Annotated in this window: 17 protein-coding genes; 14 read left to right on the plus strand and 3 right to left on the minus strand. The window is 71.3% G+C overall.

What is annotated here, in order from left to right; all coding sequences use genetic code 11:
- Nucleotides 1-43 precede the first annotated feature (43 nt).
- From ABZ939_RS01805 to ABZ939_RS01820, 4 genes are all read left to right on the plus strand, one after another.
- Complete coding sequence (locus tag ABZ939_RS01805; RefSeq protein ID WP_361847650.1) at nt 44-1465, plus strand: transcription antitermination factor NusB; 1422 nt, start codon at nt 44-46, stop codon at nt 1463-1465.
- Nucleotides 1466-1623: 158 nt separating this feature from the next.
- Entirely contained in the window at nt 1624-2307 is a 684-nt protein-coding gene (gene rpe, locus ABZ939_RS01810; RefSeq protein ID WP_361847653.1) for a ribulose-phosphate 3-epimerase, read from the plus strand.
- A gap of 119 nt (nt 2308-2426) precedes the next feature.
- The gene (locus ABZ939_RS01815; RefSeq protein ID WP_361847656.1) at nt 2427-3476 is read left to right on the plus strand and encodes a sugar-binding domain-containing protein; all 1050 of its coding nucleotides are present in this window, start codon (nt 2427-2429) and stop codon (nt 3474-3476) included.
- A gap of 175 nt (nt 3477-3651) precedes the next feature.
- The gene (locus ABZ939_RS01820) at nt 3652-3864 is read left to right on the plus strand and encodes a hypothetical protein (RefSeq protein WP_361847659.1); all 213 of its coding nucleotides are present in this window, start codon (nt 3652-3654) and stop codon (nt 3862-3864) included.
- Nucleotides 3865-3880: 16 nt separating this feature from the next.
- Here ABZ939_RS01820 and ABZ939_RS01825 read toward each other — a convergent pair whose 3' ends face one another.
- Complete coding sequence (locus ABZ939_RS01825; RefSeq protein ID WP_361847662.1) at nt 3881-5308, minus strand: hypothetical protein; 1428 nt, start codon at nt 5306-5308, stop codon at nt 3881-3883.
- A 307-nt stretch (nt 5309-5615) separates the two neighbouring features.
- On the opposite strand from ABZ939_RS01825, the gene ltnD reads away from it, so the two are divergent.
- From ltnD to ABZ939_RS01865, 8 genes are all read left to right on the plus strand, one after another.
- Nucleotides 5616-6542: an L-threonate dehydrogenase gene (gene ltnD, locus ABZ939_RS01830; protein ID WP_361847665.1), complete on the plus strand. Its 927-nt coding sequence runs from the start codon at nt 5616-5618 to the stop codon at nt 6540-6542.
- A 1-nt stretch (nt 6543) separates the two neighbouring features.
- Nucleotides 6544-7827 carry a 3-oxo-tetronate kinase gene (otnK, locus tag ABZ939_RS01835; RefSeq protein ID WP_361847668.1) on the plus strand — a complete coding sequence of 428 codons (1284 nt, stop codon included), beginning with the start codon at nt 6544-6546 and terminating at the stop codon, nt 7825-7827.
- A complete protein-coding gene (locus tag ABZ939_RS01840; RefSeq protein ID WP_361847671.1) occupies nt 7824-8540 on the plus strand; it encodes an aldolase in 717 nt (238 codons plus the stop codon). The genes otnK and ABZ939_RS01840 overlap by 4 nt, the downstream gene beginning before the upstream one ends.
- A 55-nt stretch (nt 8541-8595) precedes the next feature.
- The gene (locus tag ABZ939_RS01845) at nt 8596-9903 is read left to right on the plus strand and encodes an MFS transporter (RefSeq protein ID WP_361847674.1); all 1308 of its coding nucleotides are present in this window, start codon (nt 8596-8598) and stop codon (nt 9901-9903) included.
- Between the two features lie 80 nt (nt 9904-9983).
- Complete coding sequence (otnI, locus tag ABZ939_RS01850) at nt 9984-10796, plus strand: 2-oxo-tetronate isomerase (RefSeq protein ID WP_361847677.1); 813 nt, start codon at nt 9984-9986, stop codon at nt 10794-10796.
- The gene (gene denD, locus ABZ939_RS01855; RefSeq protein ID WP_361847679.1) at nt 10793-11869 is read left to right on the plus strand and encodes a D-erythronate dehydrogenase; all 1077 of its coding nucleotides are present in this window, start codon (nt 10793-10795) and stop codon (nt 11867-11869) included. Before otnI ends, denD begins: the two co-directional genes overlap by 4 nt.
- A 10-nt stretch (nt 11870-11879) precedes the next feature.
- Nucleotides 11880-12632 (plus strand): FadR/GntR family transcriptional regulator, encoded by a 753-nt coding sequence (locus ABZ939_RS01860; protein ID WP_361847681.1) that lies wholly within the window; start codon nt 11880-11882, stop codon nt 12630-12632.
- Between the two features lie 154 nt (nt 12633-12786).
- Nucleotides 12787-14229 carry a GuaB1 family IMP dehydrogenase-related protein gene (locus tag ABZ939_RS01865; protein WP_361847684.1) on the plus strand — a complete coding sequence of 481 codons (1443 nt, stop codon included), beginning with the start codon at nt 12787-12789 and terminating at the stop codon, nt 14227-14229.
- Nucleotides 14230-14283: 54 nt separating this feature from the next.
- On the opposite strand, the gene ABZ939_RS01870 is transcribed toward ABZ939_RS01865, so the two are convergent.
- Nucleotides 14284-15255, minus strand: a complete 972-nt coding sequence (locus ABZ939_RS01870) for a GDSL-type esterase/lipase family protein (RefSeq protein ID WP_361847687.1) — start codon at nt 15253-15255, stop codon at nt 14284-14286.
- A 345-nt stretch (nt 15256-15600) separates the two neighbouring features.
- On the opposite strand from ABZ939_RS01870, the gene ABZ939_RS01875 reads away from it, so the two are divergent.
- Together ABZ939_RS01875 and ABZ939_RS01880 are read left to right on the plus strand one after the other, a co-directional pair.
- A complete protein-coding gene (locus ABZ939_RS01875) occupies nt 15601-17064 on the plus strand; it encodes an amino acid permease (RefSeq protein WP_361847690.1) in 1464 nt (487 codons plus the stop codon).
- Nucleotides 17065-17074: 10 nt separating this feature from the next.
- Nucleotides 17075-17530 (plus strand): Lrp/AsnC family transcriptional regulator, encoded by a 456-nt coding sequence (locus ABZ939_RS01880; protein ID WP_015032260.1) that lies wholly within the window; start codon nt 17075-17077, stop codon nt 17528-17530.
- Between the two features lie 105 nt (nt 17531-17635).
- Here ABZ939_RS01880 and ABZ939_RS01885 read toward each other — a convergent pair whose 3' ends face one another.
- Nucleotides 17636-18181: a Repetin gene (locus ABZ939_RS01885; protein ID WP_361847693.1), complete on the minus strand. Its 546-nt coding sequence runs from the start codon at nt 18179-18181 to the stop codon at nt 17636-17638.
- Between the last annotated feature and the right edge of the window lie 238 nt (nt 18182-18419).

Below are 18419 nucleotides of genomic sequence, written 5' to 3' on the forward strand. Positions count from 1 at the left end.
GCTGAGGGGGTTCGACCGTCTCACTTCGTCAGCGGAGCACCTTTTGAGCGAGCAGGCACGTCGCCGTCCCCCCAAGCCGTACCGGCGCCCCAAGAAGGATCCCGTCAGGATCCTGGCCTTCGAGGCGCTCAGGGCCGTCGACGAGCGGGACGCGTACGCGAATCTCGTGCTGCCGCCCCTGCTCAAGAAGGCCCGGGAGAAGGGTGACTTCGACGGGCGGGACGCGGCGCTCGCGACCGAGTTGGTCTACGGGACGCTGCGGCGGCAGGGGACGTACGACGCCATCGTCTCGGCGTGCATCGACCGGCCGCTGCGGGAGGTCGATCCGCCCGTGCTCGACGTGCTGTCGCTCGGCGCGCATCAGCTGCTCGGTACGCGCATCCCGACGCACGCGGCCGTCTCCGCGAGCGTGGAGCTGGCGCGGGTGGTGCTCGGGGACGGGCGGGCCAAGTTCGTGAACGCCGTTCTGCGGAAGATCGCGCAGAACGACCTCGACACCTGGGTCCAGCAGGTCGCCCCGCCCTACGAGGACGACGCCGAGGACCATCTCGCGATCGTCCACTCGCACCCCCGTTGGGTGGTCTCCGCGCTCTGGGACGCCCTCGGCGGCGGGCGGGCCGGGATCGAGGACCTGCTGGAGGCCGACAACGAGCGGCCCGAGGTCACGCTCGTGGCCCGGCCGGGGCGCGCCACCACCGACGAGCTCAGCGGCGAGGACACGCTGCCCGGCCGCTGGTCGCCGTACGCGGTACGGCTCGCCGAGGGCGGCGAGCCCGGTGCCATCGAGGCCGTGAAGGAGGGGCGGGCGGGCGTCCAGGACGAGGGCAGCCAGCTCGTCGCCATCGCGCTGGCCAACGCGCCCCTGGAGGGCCGGGACGAGCGCTGGCTCGACGGCTGCGCGGGCCCCGGCGGCAAGGCGGCCCTGCTCGGGGCCCTGGCCGCGGAGCGCGGCGCCGCCCTGCTCGCCTCCGAGAAGCAGCCGCACCGCGCCCGCCTGGTCGAGCGGGCGCTGGCCGGCAACCCCGGCCCGTACCAGGTCATCGCCGCCGACGGCACCCGCCCGCCGTGGCGGCCCGGCTCCTTCGACCGGGTCCTGATGGACGTCCCGTGTTCCGGTCTCGGCGCCCTGCGCCGTCGTCCCGAGGCACGCTGGCGCCGTCGCCCGGAGGACCTGGACGGCTTCGCCCCGCTGCAGCGGGGTCTGCTGCGCGAGGCGCTGTCGGCCGTCCGCGTCGGGGGAGTCGTCGGGTACGCGACCTGCTCGCCGCACCTGGCGGAGACCCGCGTGGTCGTCGAGGACGTCCTCAAGGGCCGTGGCGGCCCGGCCGTCGAGGCGGAGTGGATCGACGTCCGCCCGCTCATGCCCGGAGTCCCCGCGCTCGGCGAGGGCCCGGACGTCCAGTTGTGGCCACATCTGCACGGCACGGACGCCATGTACCTGGCCCTCCTGCGCCGTACGGCCTGAGAGTCGGTCGACACCGGTCGCCATCCGTCCGGCATGTGGACGGGGATCGGTCCGAATTCGGGCCGAATCCGGGCCGATCCCCTCCCGGACCCGCGCGGATCCCGGTCCGAAACCGGTCCGCGGCAAAGAAGTGCCCAAGAGCATGGCAGGCTTGGCACATGGCGCAGATCAACCCCAGCATCCTGTCCGCAGACTTCGCCCGCCTCGCCGAGGAGGCGAAGGCCGTCGACGGTGCCGACTGGCTGCATGTCGATGTGATGGACAACCACTTCGTGCCCAACCTGACCCTCGGCGTACCGATCGTCGAGTCGCTCAGCCGCGCGACGGACACCCCGCTGGACTGCCACCTCATGATCGAGGACCCGGACCGCTGGGCCCCGCAGTACGTGGAGGCCGGCGCCGGGTCCGTCACCTTCCACGTGGAGGCGGCGGCCGCGCCCGTCCGTCTCGCGCGTGAGATCCGGGCGAAGGGCGCGCGGGCGTCGATGGCGCTGAAGCCCGCGACGCCCATCGAGCCGTACGAGGACCTGCTTCCCGAGCTCGACATGTTGCTGATCATGACCGTCGAGCCCGGCTTCGGCGGGCAGGCCTTCCTCGACATCATGCTCCCCAAGATCCGCCGCACCCGTGAGCTGATCTCCAAGCACGGCCTGGAGCTGTGGCTGCAGGTCGACGGCGGGGTCGCCGAATCCACCATCGAGCAGTGCGCCGAGGCCGGAGCCGACGTCTTCGTCGCCGGATCGGCGGTCTACGGCGCCGCGGACCCGGCCGAGGCCGTGCGTGCGCTCCGGGCGAAGGCCGAGTCCGCGACCGCCTCGGCGGCGTGGGCGTGTGGCCACTGAGCCTCGGCCAGATGAACGCGGTCCGTCGGTGGGCCGACAGGACTGATCAGGGCCCGTCGCATCTGACAGGATGAACACCGGGTCCAGAGTGTGAACGGCAGCAAGTGAACCAGCGGTACGTGAACAGCAGTGAGGAGATCGCGGTGGCGGGAATCTCGGCGGGACGGTCAGCCCTGCGGATGGGACCCGCGGAGCTGGTGCAGGCGGCGGCCATGGCCCGTCGCTTCTACCTCGAGGGCAAGTCCAAGATCCAGATCGCCGAGGAGTTCGGCGTGAGCCGCTTCAAGGTGGCCCGGGTCCTGGAGACCGCCCTCGAACGCGACCTCGTACGGATCGAGATCCGCGTACCCGCAGAGCTGGACGCCGAGCGCTCCGACGCGCTGCGGGCCCGCTACGGGCTCCGCCACGCCGTCGTCGTCGAGTCCCCGGCCGAGGGCGAGGACGAGTCGCCCGACCCCGAGAACCTCGGCGAGACCGCGGCCGACCTGCTCGGCGAGCTGGTCAACGAGGGCGACGTCCTCGGCCTGGCCTGGGGCCGCTCCACCATTCACATGGCCGCGGCCCTCGATCGGCTGCCCCCGTGCACGGTCGTGCAGCTCACCGGCGTGTACGACGCCGGGACCGCCGAGCGCGGCTCGGTCGAGGCGGTACGGCGTGCCGCCCAGGTCTCCGGCGGCGAGGCGCACCCCATCTACGCGCCGATGCTGCTGCCCGACCCCGCCACGGCTGCCGCGTTGCGCAACCAGACCGGCATCGCGCGGGCCTTCGAGTACTTCGACAAGGTCACCGTCGCCTGTGTGTCCATCGGCTCCTGGGAGCCGGGCATCTCGACCGTGCACGACATGCTCACGGACGAGGAGCGCGCCCACTACGCCTCCCTCGGCGTCGCCGCCGAGATGTCCGCGCACCTCTTCGACGCCGACGGGCGCAGGGTGGGGCGTGACCTCGGCGAGCGCTGCATCACGGTCGAGGCCGACCGGCTGCGCCGGATCCCCGAGGTCGTGGCGATCGCGGGCGGTCAGCGCAAGGCCGCGGCGATCGGCGCGGTGCTGCGCTCGGGGCTCGTCACCAGCCTGGTGACCGACCGTGCGGCGGCGGACTACCTGCTCACCGAGTCGGCTCCGGGCTCGCGGCCCGCGCTGGAGCGCAAGGACCCCGACGGGATCTGACCGCCGGCCGGTTCGATCAAGACGCCCCGGACAACGGCGGCGGTACGCCTCTGAGAGGTGTGCCGCCGCCGTTGCGTTGTGTGCGCTGTTCCGCACGATCGCCGGTTCGGTCACCGCAACCGCTCCGACATTCTCCGGGCTGGAGACACCGACGGAATAAAGTGCGCATATGGGCATGGGCAATGACACGAACCCGGACTCGGGCGAGGACGGGCACGAGCAGAACGACGAGGCCGATCGCCGGGCGACCGAGAAGTACGTCAGCGATCTGCTGGCACGGGGCCAGGCGGTGTTCGAGGGCGAGGAGCCGACGTCCCGGACGACCCACGTCATCAAGCGCGAGGACGACGGACGGCTCACCGTCCGTCGTCTGCGCTTCCTCAGCTGACTTCCTGGCCGGCCTCTCAGTCGAAGCAGCGCCGGACCAGGGCGAGGCCCCCGGCGGTCTCGCTCCGGGCGATCTCGTGCGTCTTGAGCCGGGGGCTGTCGTCGACGATCGCGACGTCGGTGCGATGCTCGGCGGGGATCTCGATCCGGCCGCGGCGGAGCAGGTCCTCCAGGTACGAGGTGGCGACCTGCTCGGGGTCGGCGGGCCGCACCGAGCCGCCCGCGGGGTCGGAGCCGGCGACGCCGAAGCGTCGGGACTCCCCGGGCGCGAAGAGGGTGAGCGGCCCCTTGATGCCGTATTCGGCCCCCTGGACCGTGATGGGCGTCAGACTGTCCTCGTCCCGGCCGCCCGGCGTCGCCTCGGCCAAGGCGGCGCCCCGGTGTGCGATCTCCTGCGCGGTGAGGGACGTGGCGGCGTTCACGGAGAGGATGCCGTGGCGGGTGAACGCCGAGCGCAGGGACGGGCCGTACTTGCCGCTGTGGCGATTCTGGTCCGCCGCGATCATGTGGCCCGCGACCTGCGCGTAGTAGCCGGGCACCACCGGCGCGGCCACGACGGCGTCCACCAGCAGCTGCCCGGCGATCCGGCCCGCCTCGGCCAGCGCGGCCTGGTCCTGGCCGTCCTGCTGCCGGAAGATCCCCGCGACGACCTTCAGGAACGCGCCGCTGAACACCCGGGAGAACGAGTGCGGCCCGCTGGTGAGCATGCTCGCGGGTCCGCTCGGCGGCAGGTCCACCGGGTCACGGTAGAAGAAGCGGTTGGACATGTTGCGCAGGCAGTCGGGTTCGGCCGCGCCCGGTGCGACCTTGTCCAGCGCCCAGCCCAGTTGCTCGGCCAGCCGTGACATACGGGAGGACTGCTCGATGCGGCCCTGCGTCTGGGTCAGGACGGCAGTCCGCAGCGACTCCACCTGGAGTGCGGTCAGCAGCGCGCTGATGTCACCGAACGCCTCGTGCAGGCCGTCGGCCTCGTGCGTCGCCGCGTTCCACAGCTGGGGGCGCAGGGCGTCGAGCACCGCGTGACCCAGCTCGTGCCGGACGATCTCGGGGCTCCCGCCCGAGAAGACGTCCACTCCTTCCACCCTCTGGTGGAAGAACTTCAGGCTTCGCCGGTCGTAGAAGGCGTTGAGGTCGACTCCCTCGTCGAGATGCACGGGCAGGACCCGTCCGACCGACGGGACCCACTGCGTTCCCGTCGGAACCAGCGGACCCCACATCTGACAGCCCGTGCTCAGCGCGTCGGCCGCCACCCAGTAGCGGAAGGCCGGCGTGCCCGGCCCGGCGCTGTCCGGCTGCGGCGCGGCCTCGGAGATGGCCGTCGGGAAGGGCTGCGTGTCGAGCTGGGGCACCGGGCGTCGAACCGGCACATTTTCCCGCAGAGGAGCTCCGGGATCGTCCTCGTACGCCAGAACTGTCTGCATCGTCGCGTGCTGCTGCACGGTCATTGCGGCTCCAGGGAGAAGGGAGGGGGAGCCGACAGACGGTGGATGCACCACCGACCGGGCTCCGGGGGAATAGCCCCTTATGCCCAGTACGCGACGCATGACGCTGTGTGTCAATTCGAGCACAGTGCGTGACTAAGGGTTAAACGAGCACGTCGAGCCGCCTCACCTCCGTATCCGCGCGCCGGATTTTTCTTTTCGGGCGGGAACCACCGGACCCCTGGACTCCCGCACGTCCTCAGGTCATCATATGACCCGATCACCTTCGAGGGTTCGCGCCCCGGAAGGCACAGCGAGACGAGGTAGAGGCATGAGGGACGAGGGCATCACGGACAGGCCGGCGGTACGCCCGCGCGTGGGCGTCGTGGGACTCGGGGCCATGGGCCTGGGGATGGCCCGCAGCCTGCGGGCGGCGGGCCACGACGTGGCGGTCCACGACCTGCGGCCGGAGGTGGCCGAGGACTTCGCCGAGGCCGGCGGTACGGCGTACGCCACCACCGGCGACCTGGCGGCCGCCGTGGACGTCCTGGTCGGCGTGGTCGTCAACGCCGCTCAGGTCGAGTCGGTGCTCTTCGGCGCCGAAGGGGCGGCCGACCGGCTCCGCCCGGGCGCCGTCTTCGTGATGTGCTCCACCGTCGACCCCGGCTGGTCCGAGGAGCTCGAGGCTCGCCTCGCCGAGCGGGGCGTGCTCTACCTGGACGCACCCATCTCCGGCGGAGCCGCCCGCGCCGCCACGGGCGAACTCACCATGATGACCTCCGGCTCCGCTGCGGCGTACGAGCTCGCCGACCCGTTCCTGGAGGCCATGAGCAGCACGGTCTACCGCCTGGGTGACCGCGCCGGACTCGGCTCCAAGGTCAAGATCGTGAACCAGCTGCTCGCAGGTGTGCACATCGCCGCCGCGGCCGAGGCGATGGCCCTCGGCATCAAGGCCGGAGTCCCGGCCGAGGCGCTCTACGAGGTCATCACGCACAGCGCGGGCAACTCGTGGATGTTCGAGAACCGCATGGCGCACGTCCTCGCCGGCGACTACACGCCACTGTCCGCCGTCGACATCTTCGTCAAGGACCTCGGGCTCGTCCTCGACGCCGCCCGCCCGGAGCGGTTCCCGCTCCCGCTCGCCGCCACGGCGCACCAGATGTTCCTGCAGGCGTCGGCGTCCGGCTTCGGCCGCGAGGACGACAGCGCGGTCATCAAGATCTTCCCGGGCGTCGACCTGCCGAAGGCGGAGGGCTGACATGGGCATCCGACTCGGCTGCATCGCCGACGACTTCACCGGCGCCACGGACCTGGCCAACAACCTGGTGCGCGCGGGCATGCGCGTCGTCCAGCTGATCGACGTACCGTCCGCGGAAACCGGCCGGGACGTGGACGCCGACGCCGTCGTCATCGCCCTCAAGTCGCGGACCGTTCCGGCCGCCGAGGCCGTCGACGCCTCGCTGCGGGCCCTCGCCTGGCTGCGCTCGGCCGGTGCCGAGCAGATCTACTTCAAGTACTGCTCCACCTTCGACTCGACACCGGCCGGCAACATCGGGCCGGTCACCGAGGCCCTGATGGACGCGCTTGCCACCGACTTCACCATCGCCACCCCGGCCTTCCCCGACAACGGACGCACGGTCTTCAAGGGCCACCTCTTCGTGGGAGACGTCCTGCTCGGCGAGAGCGGCATGCGGAACCACCCGCTCACCCCGATGACCGACTCCAACCTGGTCTCCGTCCTCGGCGCGCAGACCACCCGGCCGGTCGGCCTCGTCGACCACACCGTCGTCGCCGCCGGCGCCGGGGCGATCAAGTCCCGCATCGACGAGCTGCGCGCCGACGGCGTGGCCACGGCGATCGTCGACGCCGTCTCCAACGACGACCTCGTGCGCATGGGCACGGCGGTCCGGGGAATGCCGCTGGTGACCGCAGGGTCCGGCCTGGCGATCGGCCTGCCCGCGAACTGGGGCTTCCGGCCGTCGCCCGCTGCCGCGCAGCTCCCGCCGCCGTCCGGGCACCGGGCCGTCGTCTCCGGATCGGTCTCCGAGGCCACCAACGGCCAGGTCCTCGAGTTCCTGAAGAGCGGCCGGCCCGCGTTCAGCGTGGACCCGCTGCGTATCGCGGCCGGCGAGGACGTCGCCGGGCAGGCGCTGGCCTTCGCCGATGCCCACCTCGCCGACGGGCCCGTCCTCGTCTACTCCACCGAGACCCCCGACACCGTCCGCACCGTCCAGGGCCGGCTCGGCGCCGCCGAGGCGGGGGAGCTCGTGGAACGGACCCTGGCCCGGGTCGCCCAGGGGCTCGTCGAGCGCGGGGTCCGTCGGCTCGTCGTCGCGGGTGGCGAGACCTCCGGAGCGGTCGTCCAGGCGCTCGGCCTCACCGGGCTGCGCATCGGCCCGCAGATCGACCCCGGTGTGCCGTGGTGCGCCGCGGCCCTGCCGGCCGGGGACACGCTCCACATCACCCTCAAGTCCGGCAACTTCGGCGGCCCCGGCTTCTTCACCGACGCGTTCGCGCTCCTGGACGCGGAGGGCGCCGAGTGACCGGGCTCCGCAACAGCGCGGCGGACCTCCCGAACAGCGCGGCGGACCTCCCGGACAGCGCCGTGGACGCGGCGCGCGCCGAGATCGTCCGCGTGGGCACGAGCCTGTTCGCCCGCGGCTACGTCCACGCCAGCGCGGGCAACATCAGTGCCCGGGTCGGCGGCGGTCATCTGATCACCCCCACCGACGCCGCCCTGGGTTTTCTCGAACCCGACCGGCTCGCGCTGGTCGACGCCGGCGGCGAGCAGGTCGCGGGCGACCGCGCCAGCAAGACGCTGACGCTGCACCGGCGCATCTACGAGGCCGACCCCACGGCCCGCTTCGTCCTCCACACCCACTCCACGCATCTGGTCGGACTAACCCTGGCCGGCGTGTGGAGCCCGGACGACGTGCTCCCGCCCCTCACTCCGTACTACGTGATGAAGGTCGGGCACGTCCCGCTCATCCCCTACCACCGGCCCGGCGACCCGCGCGTGGCCGACCTGGTGGCCGCCGCCGTCGCCGACCGCGCCGCTCGCGCCACCCCGATCAGGGCCGTGCTGCTCGACCGACTGGGCCCCGTCGTCTGGGGTCCGGACGCGGCCACCGCCCTCGCCGTCCTCGAAGAACTCGAGGAGACGGCACGCCTCTGGCTCCTGACCGATCGTCGCCCTGAGCCACTCCCCGACCACGCGATCGACGAACTGAGGTCCACGTTCCGAGCACCGTGGTGACCAGCGCTCCACCCCGTCAGAGAATCCCCTGAGCCGCTTACGAAGGATTCCGTTCATGTCCATAACCGCGACGACGGCAGAGGCCCCCGACCTCGCCCGCGAGAACGCCGTCTTCCGCAAGGTCGTGCGCCGCATCGTCCCCTTCCTCATCCTCTGTTACGTCTTCTCGTACCTGGACCGCGTCAACGTCGGCTTCGCGAAGCTGCAGATGTCCGCGGACCTCGGGTTCAGCGAGGCGGCGTACGGCCTCGGCGCCGGCCTGTTCTTCATCGGCTACTTCCTCTTCGAGGTCCCCTCGAACCTGATGCTGCAGCGCATCGGCGCGCGCACCTGGATCGCCCGCATCATGATCACGTGGGGCGTGGTCTCGGCGGGGTTCATGTTCGTCTCGAACGAGGCGACGTTCTACGTGCTCCGGTTCCTGCTCGGCGCCGCCGAGGCGGGGTTCTACCCCGGCGTGATCCTCTACTGCACGTACTGGTTCCCGTCCCACCGCCGGGCCCGCGTCATCGCCCTGTTCATGTCGGCGATCCCCGTCGCGGGCATCTTCGGCAACCCCCTCTCCGGCTGGATCATGGACAGGTTCCAGGGCGTCAACGGCTGGCAGGGCTGGCAGTGGATGTTCCTCCTGGAGGCCCTGCCCGCGCTCCTCATCGGTGTGGCCACGCTGTTCTACCTCGACAACGGCGTCCGTGACGCGAAGTGGCTCACCGACGAGGAGAAGGAGATCGTCGAGCGGGCGATCGCCGAGGACTCCGCCCACAAGTCGGTCCACGGCCGGGTCCTGGACGCCTTCCGTGAGCCCAGGGTGTGGCTGATGTGCCTCATCTACTTCTGCTTCGTGATGGGCCAGTACGCGCTGACCTTCTGGATGCCCACCTTCGTCCAGTCGACCGGCATCAAGGGCAACCTCGCGATCGGCGTGCTCAGCGCCGTACCGTTCCTCGCCGCGCTCGTCGCGATGAACCTCTTCGGCCGCTCGGCGGACAGGCGTCGCGAGCGCCGCTGGCACCTGGTGATCCCGAGCCTCATGGGCGCCGTCGGCTTCTCGCTCGCCGCGAGCTGGTCCGGGTCGACCGTGCTGTCCCTGGTCGCGCTCTCCTTCGCCGCCGCCGGCGTGCTCACCTGCGCGCCGCTCTTCTGGTCGCTTCCCACCGCGTTCCTCGGCGGCACCGCCGCCGCGGCCGGTCTGGCCGTGATCAACTCGGTGGGCAACCTCGCCGGCTTCGTCAGCCCGTACATGATCGGCGCGCTCAAGGACGCCACCGGCTCCACCTCGATCCCCATGTACGTCCTGGCACTCAGCCTCGTCGTCGGCGCCGTCGCGGTGCTGACCACGAACAAGCAGGTCGTCAACCGCTGACGGGCCCGCGCCCGTCCCGATGGCCGGATCCGGTCCGTCCGCTCCGGAGCGGATCCGGCCCTTCCCCCACAGGAGTCACCATGCCGAGGTTCGCCGCGAACCTGTCCATGATGTACACCGAGCACGACTTCCCCGACCGCTTCGCCGCGGCCTCGGCGGACGGCTTCCGGGCCGTCGAGTACCTCTTCCCGTACGCGTACGACGCCACCGAACTCCGCGGCCGCCTGTCCGACCACGGCCTGCGGCAGGTGCTCTTCAACGCGCCCCCCGGCGCCTGGGACGCCGGCGAGCGGGGGACCGCCGCGCTGCCCGGCCGCGAGAAGGAGACCCTCGCCGGGATCGACCGGGCGCTGGAGTACGCGGCGGTGCTGGACTGCCCGCGCGTGCACGTGATGGCCGGACTCGTCCGTCCGGACGCGACACCGGCCGAACTCGCCGAGCACCGCGACACCTACCTGGCCAACCTCGCCCGCGCGGCGGAGCGGGCCGCCGCGGCGGGCGTCGACATCCTGATCGAGCCGATCAACGGCCGTGACATGCCCGGCTACTTCCTCAGCCGGCAGGCCGACGCGCACGCCGTGGTGCGGGAGGTGGGCGCCCCGAACCTCAAGGTCCAACTGGACCTCTACCACTGCCAGATCGTCGAGGGCGACCTCACCGCCACCCTGCGCCGCGACCTGCCCACCGGCCGGGTCGGCCATCTGCAGATCGCCGGCGTCCCCGACCGGCACGAGCCCGACGAGGGCGAGCTCGACATCCGCCATCTGTTCGGCGTCATCGACGAGTTGGGCTTCGAAGGCTGGATCGGCTGCGAGTACATCCCCCGCGCCGGCACGAGCGAGGGGCTCGGCTGGCTCGACGACTTCCAGAACCTCCGAGGAGACAACGCATGAGGATCGTCATCACGGGTGGCTTCGGCTTCCTGGGCCGGCAGGTCGCCCGCGCCCTGCTCGACACAGGGACGTTCCGCGGCACACCCATCGAGCGGTTGGTGCTCGCCGACCGATTCGTTCCCGACGGCAAGGCCGAGGCGGCCAACCCTTCCCCAAGCTCTTCGAGCAGGGGATACCCCGTCGTCGACGTCGTACAGGGCGACCTCGTCGACAACCTCGACGAGCTGTTCGCGAAGCCGGTCGACGTGGTCGTGCACCTGGCCTCCGCCGTCTCGGCCGAGTGCGAGACCGACTTCGACCTCGGCATGAGCGCCAACATCGACACGACCCGCGCGCTGCTCGAAGCCGCCAGGGCCCAGTCGGCGGCCGGGGGCCCGACAGCGCTCGTCGTGTTCTCCAGCAGCGTCGCCGTCTACGGCTCCGATCCCGCGCTGCCGCTGCCGCCGGTGGTCTCCGAGTCGACCCTGCCCACCCCGCGGTCCAGCTACGGGATCCAGAAGCTCGTCTGCGAGCAGCTGGTGGCGGAGTACACCCGCCGCGGCTTCGTCGACGGCCGCGTCACCCGGCTGATGACCGTGTCCGTCCGGCCGGGCAAACCGAACGCGGCCGCCTCCGGCTTCCTCTCCGGCATCGTCCGCGAGCCGCTCGCCGGAACTCCGGCGACCTGCCCGGTCGACCCCGAGCTGCGGGTCGCCCTGGCGTCGCCGCGTCGTACGGTCGAGGGCATCCTCCGCGTCGCCCAGGCCGAGCGCGGCACCGGACGGGGCCGTCTCGAGGGCTCCCTGCCGGTCAACCTTCCGGCGCTCACGGTCACGGTCGCCGAGATGCTGGCCACGCTGCGCCGTGTGGCCGGTGACGCCGTCGCCGACCTGGTGACGATCGCTCCCGACCCCGCGGTCGAGAGCATCGTGGGCTCGTGGCCCGCCGCCTTCGACAACACGCGCGCCGCGGCGCTCGGTCTGGAGGCCGACCCCGACTTCGCGGCCGTGATCCAGGACTACGTCGCCGACCACGCCGACGCGGTCGCGGCCCGGGTACCGACTCAGCCGGGCGACGGGGCTCCGCGCCGATAGACTGATGACCATGTTTTCCAAGGTGAGCGGTCCGGTCCGGCTCGCGGACCGAGTGGCGGCGGTGCTCTCGGAAGAGATCGAGTCCGGGCGCATCGCCGAGGGCGACAAGCTGCCGACCGAGGTCGAGCTGGTCAAACAGCTCGGCGTCAGTCGCACGGTGGTCCGCGAGGCCGTCTCCAGGCTGCGCAACGCCGGCCTCGTCGAACCGCGCCAGGGCCTCGGCGTGTTCGTCCTGCCGCGCCGCACCCGGCCGCTCGACCTGGAATCCGAGGCCGCCGCCACCAAGTCCAAGGTCCTCCAGATAGTGGAGGTGCGCCGCGCCATGGAGGGCGAGGCGGCCGCGCTCGCGGCGGCACGCGCCACACCGGCCGACATCACCCGCATGCGGGCGGCGCTGGACGCGATCGACGCGGCGGTCGCGGCCGGTGGCGACGGTGTGGACGAGGACCTCTCCTTCCACCAGTCCATCGCCGAGTCGACCGGCAACGCGGTGATGGTCTCCACCGTGCGCTACCTCGGCGAGGTGCTGCGCAGCGGCATCCGGGTCACGCGCGCGAACGAGGCGCGCCGGGACGACTTCATCGAGGACGTCCGCCAGGAACACCACGCGATCCTGGCCGCCGTCGAGTCGGGCGACGCCGAGGCGGCCCGGGACGCCGCGCTGCGTCACATGAGGCACGCGGCCGCGCGCCTCCAGGACGCGGACGACCGCTTCTGGACGGAGACCGAGGACGTCGACGTGGCGCTCGACGGCACCTCCTGACCCTCCCTTCGTGCGATCCCACAAGACTGCTCCCGCAAGCCTCGGATGAATCGCCCGGGACTGGTATGCGTACTGGCGTGGGACAATGAACTACGTGCTTTTTCCCCTGGCTGAAATGCCTAGGGGCCGATCCGAACGACTGGGATGTCAGCACGTGCGTTTCCTCAATGACGTCAAGCCGCCCTACGACCTGACGTACGACGATGTCTTCATGGTGCCGAGCCGCTCGGCCGTGGGTTCCCGCCAGGCCGTGGACCTCGCCTCGCCGGACGGTTCCGGTACGACGATCCCGCTGGTCGTCGCCAACATGACCGCGATCGCCGGCCGCCGCATGGCCGAGACCGTGGCCCGCCGCGGCGGCCTCGTCGTCATTCCCCAGGACATCCCCATCGAGGTCGTCACCGACGTCATCTCGTGGGTGAAGAGCCGCCACCACGTCCTGGACACCCCCATCGTCCTGGAGCCCCACCAGACCGTCGCCGACGCGCTCTCGCTGCTGCCCAAGCGGGCGCACGAGGCCGGTGTCGTCGTCGACGGCGACCGCCGTCCTGTCGGTGTCGTCACCGACGCCGACCTGTCCGGCGTGGACCGCTTCACCCAGCTGTCCGAGGTCATGTCCAAGGACCTGCTGCTCCTCGACGCCGACATCGAGCCGCGCGAGGCGTTCAACACGCTGGACCACGCCAACCGCCGCTACGCCCCGGCCGTCGACCAGGACGGACGCCTGGTCGGCATCCTGACCCGCAAGGGCGCGCTCCGCGCGACCCTGTACACCCCCGCGACCGACGCGAACGGCAAGCTGCGCATCGCCGCCGCCGTCGGCATCAACGGCGACTTCGTGGGCAAGGCCAAGCAGCTCCTCGACGCGGGCGTCGACACGCTCGTGATCGACACGGCGCACGGCCACCAGGAGTCGATGATCACCGCGATCAAGGCCGTCCGCGCCCTTGACCCCCAGGTTCCGATCGTCGCCGGCAACATCGTCGCCGCCGAGGGTGTCCGCGACCTCATCGAGGCCGGCGCGGACATCATCAAGGTCGGCGTGGGCCCCGGCGCCATGTGCACCACGCGCATGATGACCGGTGTCGGCCGGCCGCAGTTCTCGGCCGTCCTGGAGTGCGCCGCCGAGGCGAAGAAGTACGGCAAGCACGTCTGGGCCGACGGCGGTGTCCGGCACCCCCGCGACGTCGCCATGGCGCTGGCCGCCGGTGCGTCCAACGTGATGATCGGCTCCTGGTTCGCCGGGACGTACGAGTCCCCGGGCGACCTGCAGCACACCGCTGACGGGCGTCCGTACAAGGAGTCGTTCGGCATGGCCTCCGCGCGTGCCGTGCAGAACCGCACCAGCGAGGAGTCGGCCTACGACCGGGCCCGCAAGGGTCTCTTCGAGGAGGGCATCTCGACCTCCCGGATGTTCCTCGACCCGTCCCGTCCGGGTGTCGAGGACCTGATCGACTCGATCATCGCGGGTGTCCGCTCCTCCTGCACCTACGCGGGCGCGGCGTCGCTGGCCGAGTTCGAGGAGAAGGCCACGGTCGGCATCCAGAGCGCCGCCGGTTACGCCGAGGGCAAGCCGCTGCACGCCAGCTGGAGCTAAAGGCTGTCCGTACGAAGGCCCCCGCGAGTCGCCTCGCGGGGGCCTTCGTCGTACTCAGCCACCCACATGGGGACGCAGCGCGTCCGCGACCGCCGCGGCCATCCGCGCATGACCCCGGTCGTTGGGATGCAGCCCGTCCGCCAGGTCCTCGGGCCCGAGCAGGGGCCGTCCGGAGAGCACCAGGAGCCGCTCGTCGCCCTCCGCCGCCAGGTCCCGGCCCGCATGCTCCATGGCCGCTCGCAGGTCCTCCAGGGTGGCGCCCAGGGCGTTGGGGGTGGTCTCGGCCTCCGGGCGCAGCACGGGGGAGAGGATCAGCAGCGGGGCGTCGGGGTGGCCGCGGCGCACGAGACCGACGTAGGCGCGGACCGTCTCGTACAGCCAGCCCGCCGAACAGGGCGCCCTGGACCAGCAGTTGGTGCCGAAGGCGAGAGTGACGAGTTCGCCGGGGAGGCTCGCGAGCTGTTCTGCGAGCGGGAGCTCCCCGCGCGCGCCGCCCGCGAAGCCGAGGTTGACCGTGTCCAGGCCGAGCGTCCGCCCCGCCGTCGCCGGCCAGGAGAGGGCGGGCCGGGTCGACCACCAGCCCTCGGTGATCGAGTCGCCGTGCACCAGCCAGCGCCGGCGCCGGGGCGCGGGCGCGAGCGAGCCGCCCAGCGCGCGCAGCCCGAGGACCACGGGCGCCTGGCTCTCCGGCGGATGGACCGTGAATGTCCCTCCACCGGGCGGTAGTTCGAGTCCGATCGTCGCGTCCTTCGCCGGGACCGTGAAGGTCTCGCCCACCCGGTCTTCGCCCCGCCAGAGCGCGAAGCAGTGCGGCAGGGAACCCGGTGCAGCCGTCCGGTAGCGCAGCTCGACCGCCCGGGTGTCCGGCGTGGCCGTGAACTCCACCCGTACCCCGATGGGCAGAGCGGACCGCTCGACGGTGTCCCAGGGGAGCCGGTCGAGATCGGCGGGATCGGCGCGCACCGCGCGTCTCCCGTCGAGCCACGCCGTACCGCGCAGAAAGGGTTCCGGGTCGAGCCAGCCCACCGATACCTCCTCCGTTCGAGGGGACTGAGAGGGCTCGCAGAGTGGGTCATCGGGCATGAGAAGTCCATGCGCACGCCGGAGGTGGTTCACACCCCGATGTGTCGATTCATGCGGCGGGGCGCAATGTTTCCCCGTCTGCTCGGCAAGTGCGCAATGATCATCCGCAGGTGCGCAACAACCCTGCATTACGGACGCGAAGCGTAAAGGCTTAGGCTCATGCCTCGTACCAGGAGTGGCGGCGACCGTCAGCTCGGCGGTTCCCCCTCCCTCGCGGGCTTGCTCGGCATGCCCGCGTACCGCCGTGGTCGTCGCATTTCGACAGGCAGCGATCAAGGAGCCTCCGCAGTGCTGGATCAAGGCACAGCCTCACCGGCCACCGAGCCGACCGTCCCCAAGACCTCAGGGCTCTCCGCCCTGACTCGGCGCAAGCCGGTAGAACGCCTGGTCGCCGAGGGTGGCCAGGGTGAGGGCGGTTCTCTCCGCCGCTCGCTGTCGATGTGGCAGCTGACCATGATCAGCATCGGCGCCACGCTCGGCACGGGCATCTTCGTCGTCCTTGGGGAGGCCGTTCCCGAGGCCGGCCCCGCCGTGACGCTCGCCTTCGTGTTCGCCGGCCTCACCGCGCTGTTCTCGGCCCTCTCGTACGCCGAGCTGGCCGGCACCATCCCCGTCGCGGGCTCCTCGTACTCGTATGCGTACGCAACCATGGGTGAACTGGTCGCCTGGGTCTGCGGCTGGTGTCTGATGCTGGAGTACGGCGTGTCCGTCGCCGCCGTGGCGGTCGGCTGGGGCGACTACCTCAACGAGCTGCTCAACGGCACGATCGGCGTCACCCTCCCCGACGCGCTCAGCGCGCCCCCCGGTGACGGAGGCGTGTTCAACCTGCCGGCCCTCATCGTGGTCGTCCTCGCCATGCTGTTCCTGCTCGGCGGCGCCAAGGAGTCGGCCCGCGCGAACACGATCATGGTGGGGGTGAAGATAGCGGCGCTCGTGCTCTTCTGCGCTGTCGGCTTCATGGGCTTCAAGTCCGGCAACTACTCCGACTTCATGCCGCTCGGCATCGGGAGCGTCGGCGCTGCGGGAGCCATCCTCTTCTTCTCGTACATCGGCTTCGACGCCGCCTCCACCGCCGGCGAGGAGGCCAAGAACCCCAAGCGCGACCTGCCCCGGGCGATCATGCTCTCGCTGGTCATCGTCACCGCGCTGTACGTCCTCGTCGCCGCGGTCGCCGTGGGTGCTTGGGACTGGAAGAAGTTCGCGGGCTCCGAGGCGTCGCTCGCGGCCATCATGAACGACGTCACCGGACAGAGCTTCTGGGGCACCCTGCTCGCCGCCGGAGCGGTCATCTCCATCGCCAGCGTGGTCCTCACCGTCCTGTACGGACAGACCCGCATCCTGTTCGCGATGTCCCGCGACGGCCTCGTGCCCAAGGTGTTCGGCAAGGTCGACGCCAAGACCGGCACGCCGCGCACCAACACCCTCATCGTCTCGCTGCTCTGCGGTGGTCTCGCCGCCGTCGTCCCGCTCGGCGAGCTGGTCAACGCCACCAGCATCGGCACGCTCTTCGCGTTCGCCCTGGTCAACGTCGCTGTCGTGGTGCTCCGCGTCTCCCGCCCCGACATGGAACGCTCGTTCAAGGTTCCGTTCGGCCCGGTGTTCGCCGTGCTCGGCTTCATCTGCTGCGGCTACAGCATGTACAGCCTCGACGTGATCACCTGGGTGTACTTCGGTGGCTGGATGGCCGCGGGCCTCGTGTTCTACTTCCTGTACGGCATGCGCCGCTCCCGTCTGGCTACCGCAGAGAAGTGATCCACCCGTAGTGCGACTCAACGACCTCGACGAACGCATCGTCCACGCCCTCGCGGAGGACGCCCGTCGCTCCTACGCCGACATCGGCTCGCTCGTCGGTCTGTCCGCGCCCGCCGTCAAGCGGCGCGTGGACCGGCTCCGGGCCGAAGGCGCCATCACCGGCTTCACCGTACGGGTGGACCCGGCGGCGCTCGGCTGGGAGACCGAGGGGTTCGTCGAGATCTACTGTCGCCACAACACCTCGCCGGACGACATCCGGCGGGGTCTGGAGCGCTACCCCGAGGTGGTGTCCGCGTCGACCGTCACCGGCGACGCGGACGCCGTCGTGCAGGTCTTCGCCTCCGACATGCGCCACTTCGAGCGCGTCCTGGAGCGGATCGCGGGCGAGCCGTTCGTGGAACGCACCAAGTCGGTCCTGGTGCTCTCGCCGCTGCTGCGGCGCTTCTCCTCCGGCTCACCCGCGTAGGGCCTGTCCGACCCTGATCCGCCGGACAGGCCCTAGCCCCGCGCTTCCGAGGGCAGCCGGGGCGGTGCGGGCCGTGGTTCCCGCACCGCCCTCCGGACTTTCCCGCTACTCCGTCGGGTACTCGAGCTGCCAGGGCAGCACCTTGAAGTCGCCCGTCCCGGCCTTCGTCTTCTCGAACGGCGCCGGGCTGTGGCACGGGGGCACGTCGCCCTGGTCCGGGCCCTGGGTCAGCCAGCTGTAGCCGAGCCGATCGTGCTTGCCCAGGTCGTGCACCGAGACGCCGATGCGCCGGTCCTGGAACTCCTTCACATCGGTCTCGACGACCCGCCCCGTCACCGTGGCCACCTTCCCGCCCGTGGCCAGGCAGTCGACCTTCACCACGGCGTAGCCGCCCCAGTCCCCCTTGTAGTGGCTGAACCTGAAGGTGCCAGTGGCCGCCTCGGGGTTCTTGTTGTCCTTCGCCGCCAGATGGGCGTCGAACGAGAACGTGATGTCGTCGCTGGCCACCCGGTAGATCTTCGCGCTGCCGGTCAGCGCGGCCGCCTCACGGCTGCCGCCCTCGCCGTCGCCGGAGGCGACTGCGGAGCCCGCCGCACCGGCGGTGATCAGTGCGGCGGCGGCCAGGGCTGCGATCTTCGTACGGCGGTTCATGTCGGTCCTTTCGGCAGGTCAACCGGACAGCGACCACTCTTCCGCGCGGCCCGCCCCGGGTCGTCGCGCCACAGGACGGTCCGTGTCTCCGCCGCACGGCGGGGAAGCCCTCCGACCGGGGCATGAGAGGGCGCGCAACGAATCGCCGCGGCACCCGTGCATCGCGCAACGGTTCGACGGTCGGTCCGCAACGGTCGCGCCTTGTCCCGGTCGAGCCCGGAACCGTACCGTTTTTGAC

The organism is Streptomyces sp. NPDC046712 (assembly GCF_040645695.1).
Taxonomy (GTDB): Bacteria; Actinomycetota; Actinomycetes; order Streptomycetales; family Streptomycetaceae; genus Streptomyces.

Excerpts from the sequence above, each read along its gene's own strand:
- ABZ939_RS01825 (WP_361847662.1), bottom strand. The coding sequence starts at position 5,308 with ATGACCGTGCAGCAGCACGCGACGATGCAGACAGTTCTGGCGTACGAG.
- ABZ939_RS01885 (WP_361847693.1), bottom strand. The coding sequence starts at position 18,181 with ATGAACCGCCGTACGAAGATCGCAGCCCTGGCCGCCGCCGCACTGATC.
- ltnD (WP_361847665.1), top strand. The coding sequence starts at position 5,616 with ATGAGGGACGAGGGCATCACGGACAGGCCGGCGGTACGCCCGCGCGTG.
- otnK (WP_361847668.1), top strand. The coding sequence starts at position 6,544 with ATGGGCATCCGACTCGGCTGCATCGCCGACGACTTCACCGGCGCCACG.
- rpe (WP_361847653.1), top strand. The coding sequence starts at position 1,624 with ATGGCGCAGATCAACCCCAGCATCCTGTCCGCAGACTTCGCCCGCCTC.
- denD (WP_361847679.1), top strand. The coding sequence starts at position 10,793 with ATGAGGATCGTCATCACGGGTGGCTTCGGCTTCCTGGGCCGGCAGGTC.
- ABZ939_RS01820 (WP_361847659.1), top strand. The coding sequence starts at position 3,652 with ATGGGCAATGACACGAACCCGGACTCGGGCGAGGACGGGCACGAGCAG.
- ABZ939_RS01860 (WP_361847681.1), top strand. The coding sequence starts at position 11,880 with ATGTTTTCCAAGGTGAGCGGTCCGGTCCGGCTCGCGGACCGAGTGGCG.
- otnI (WP_361847677.1), top strand. The coding sequence starts at position 9,984 with ATGCCGAGGTTCGCCGCGAACCTGTCCATGATGTACACCGAGCACGAC.
- ABZ939_RS01845 (WP_361847674.1), top strand. The coding sequence starts at position 8,596 with ATGTCCATAACCGCGACGACGGCAGAGGCCCCCGACCTCGCCCGCGAG.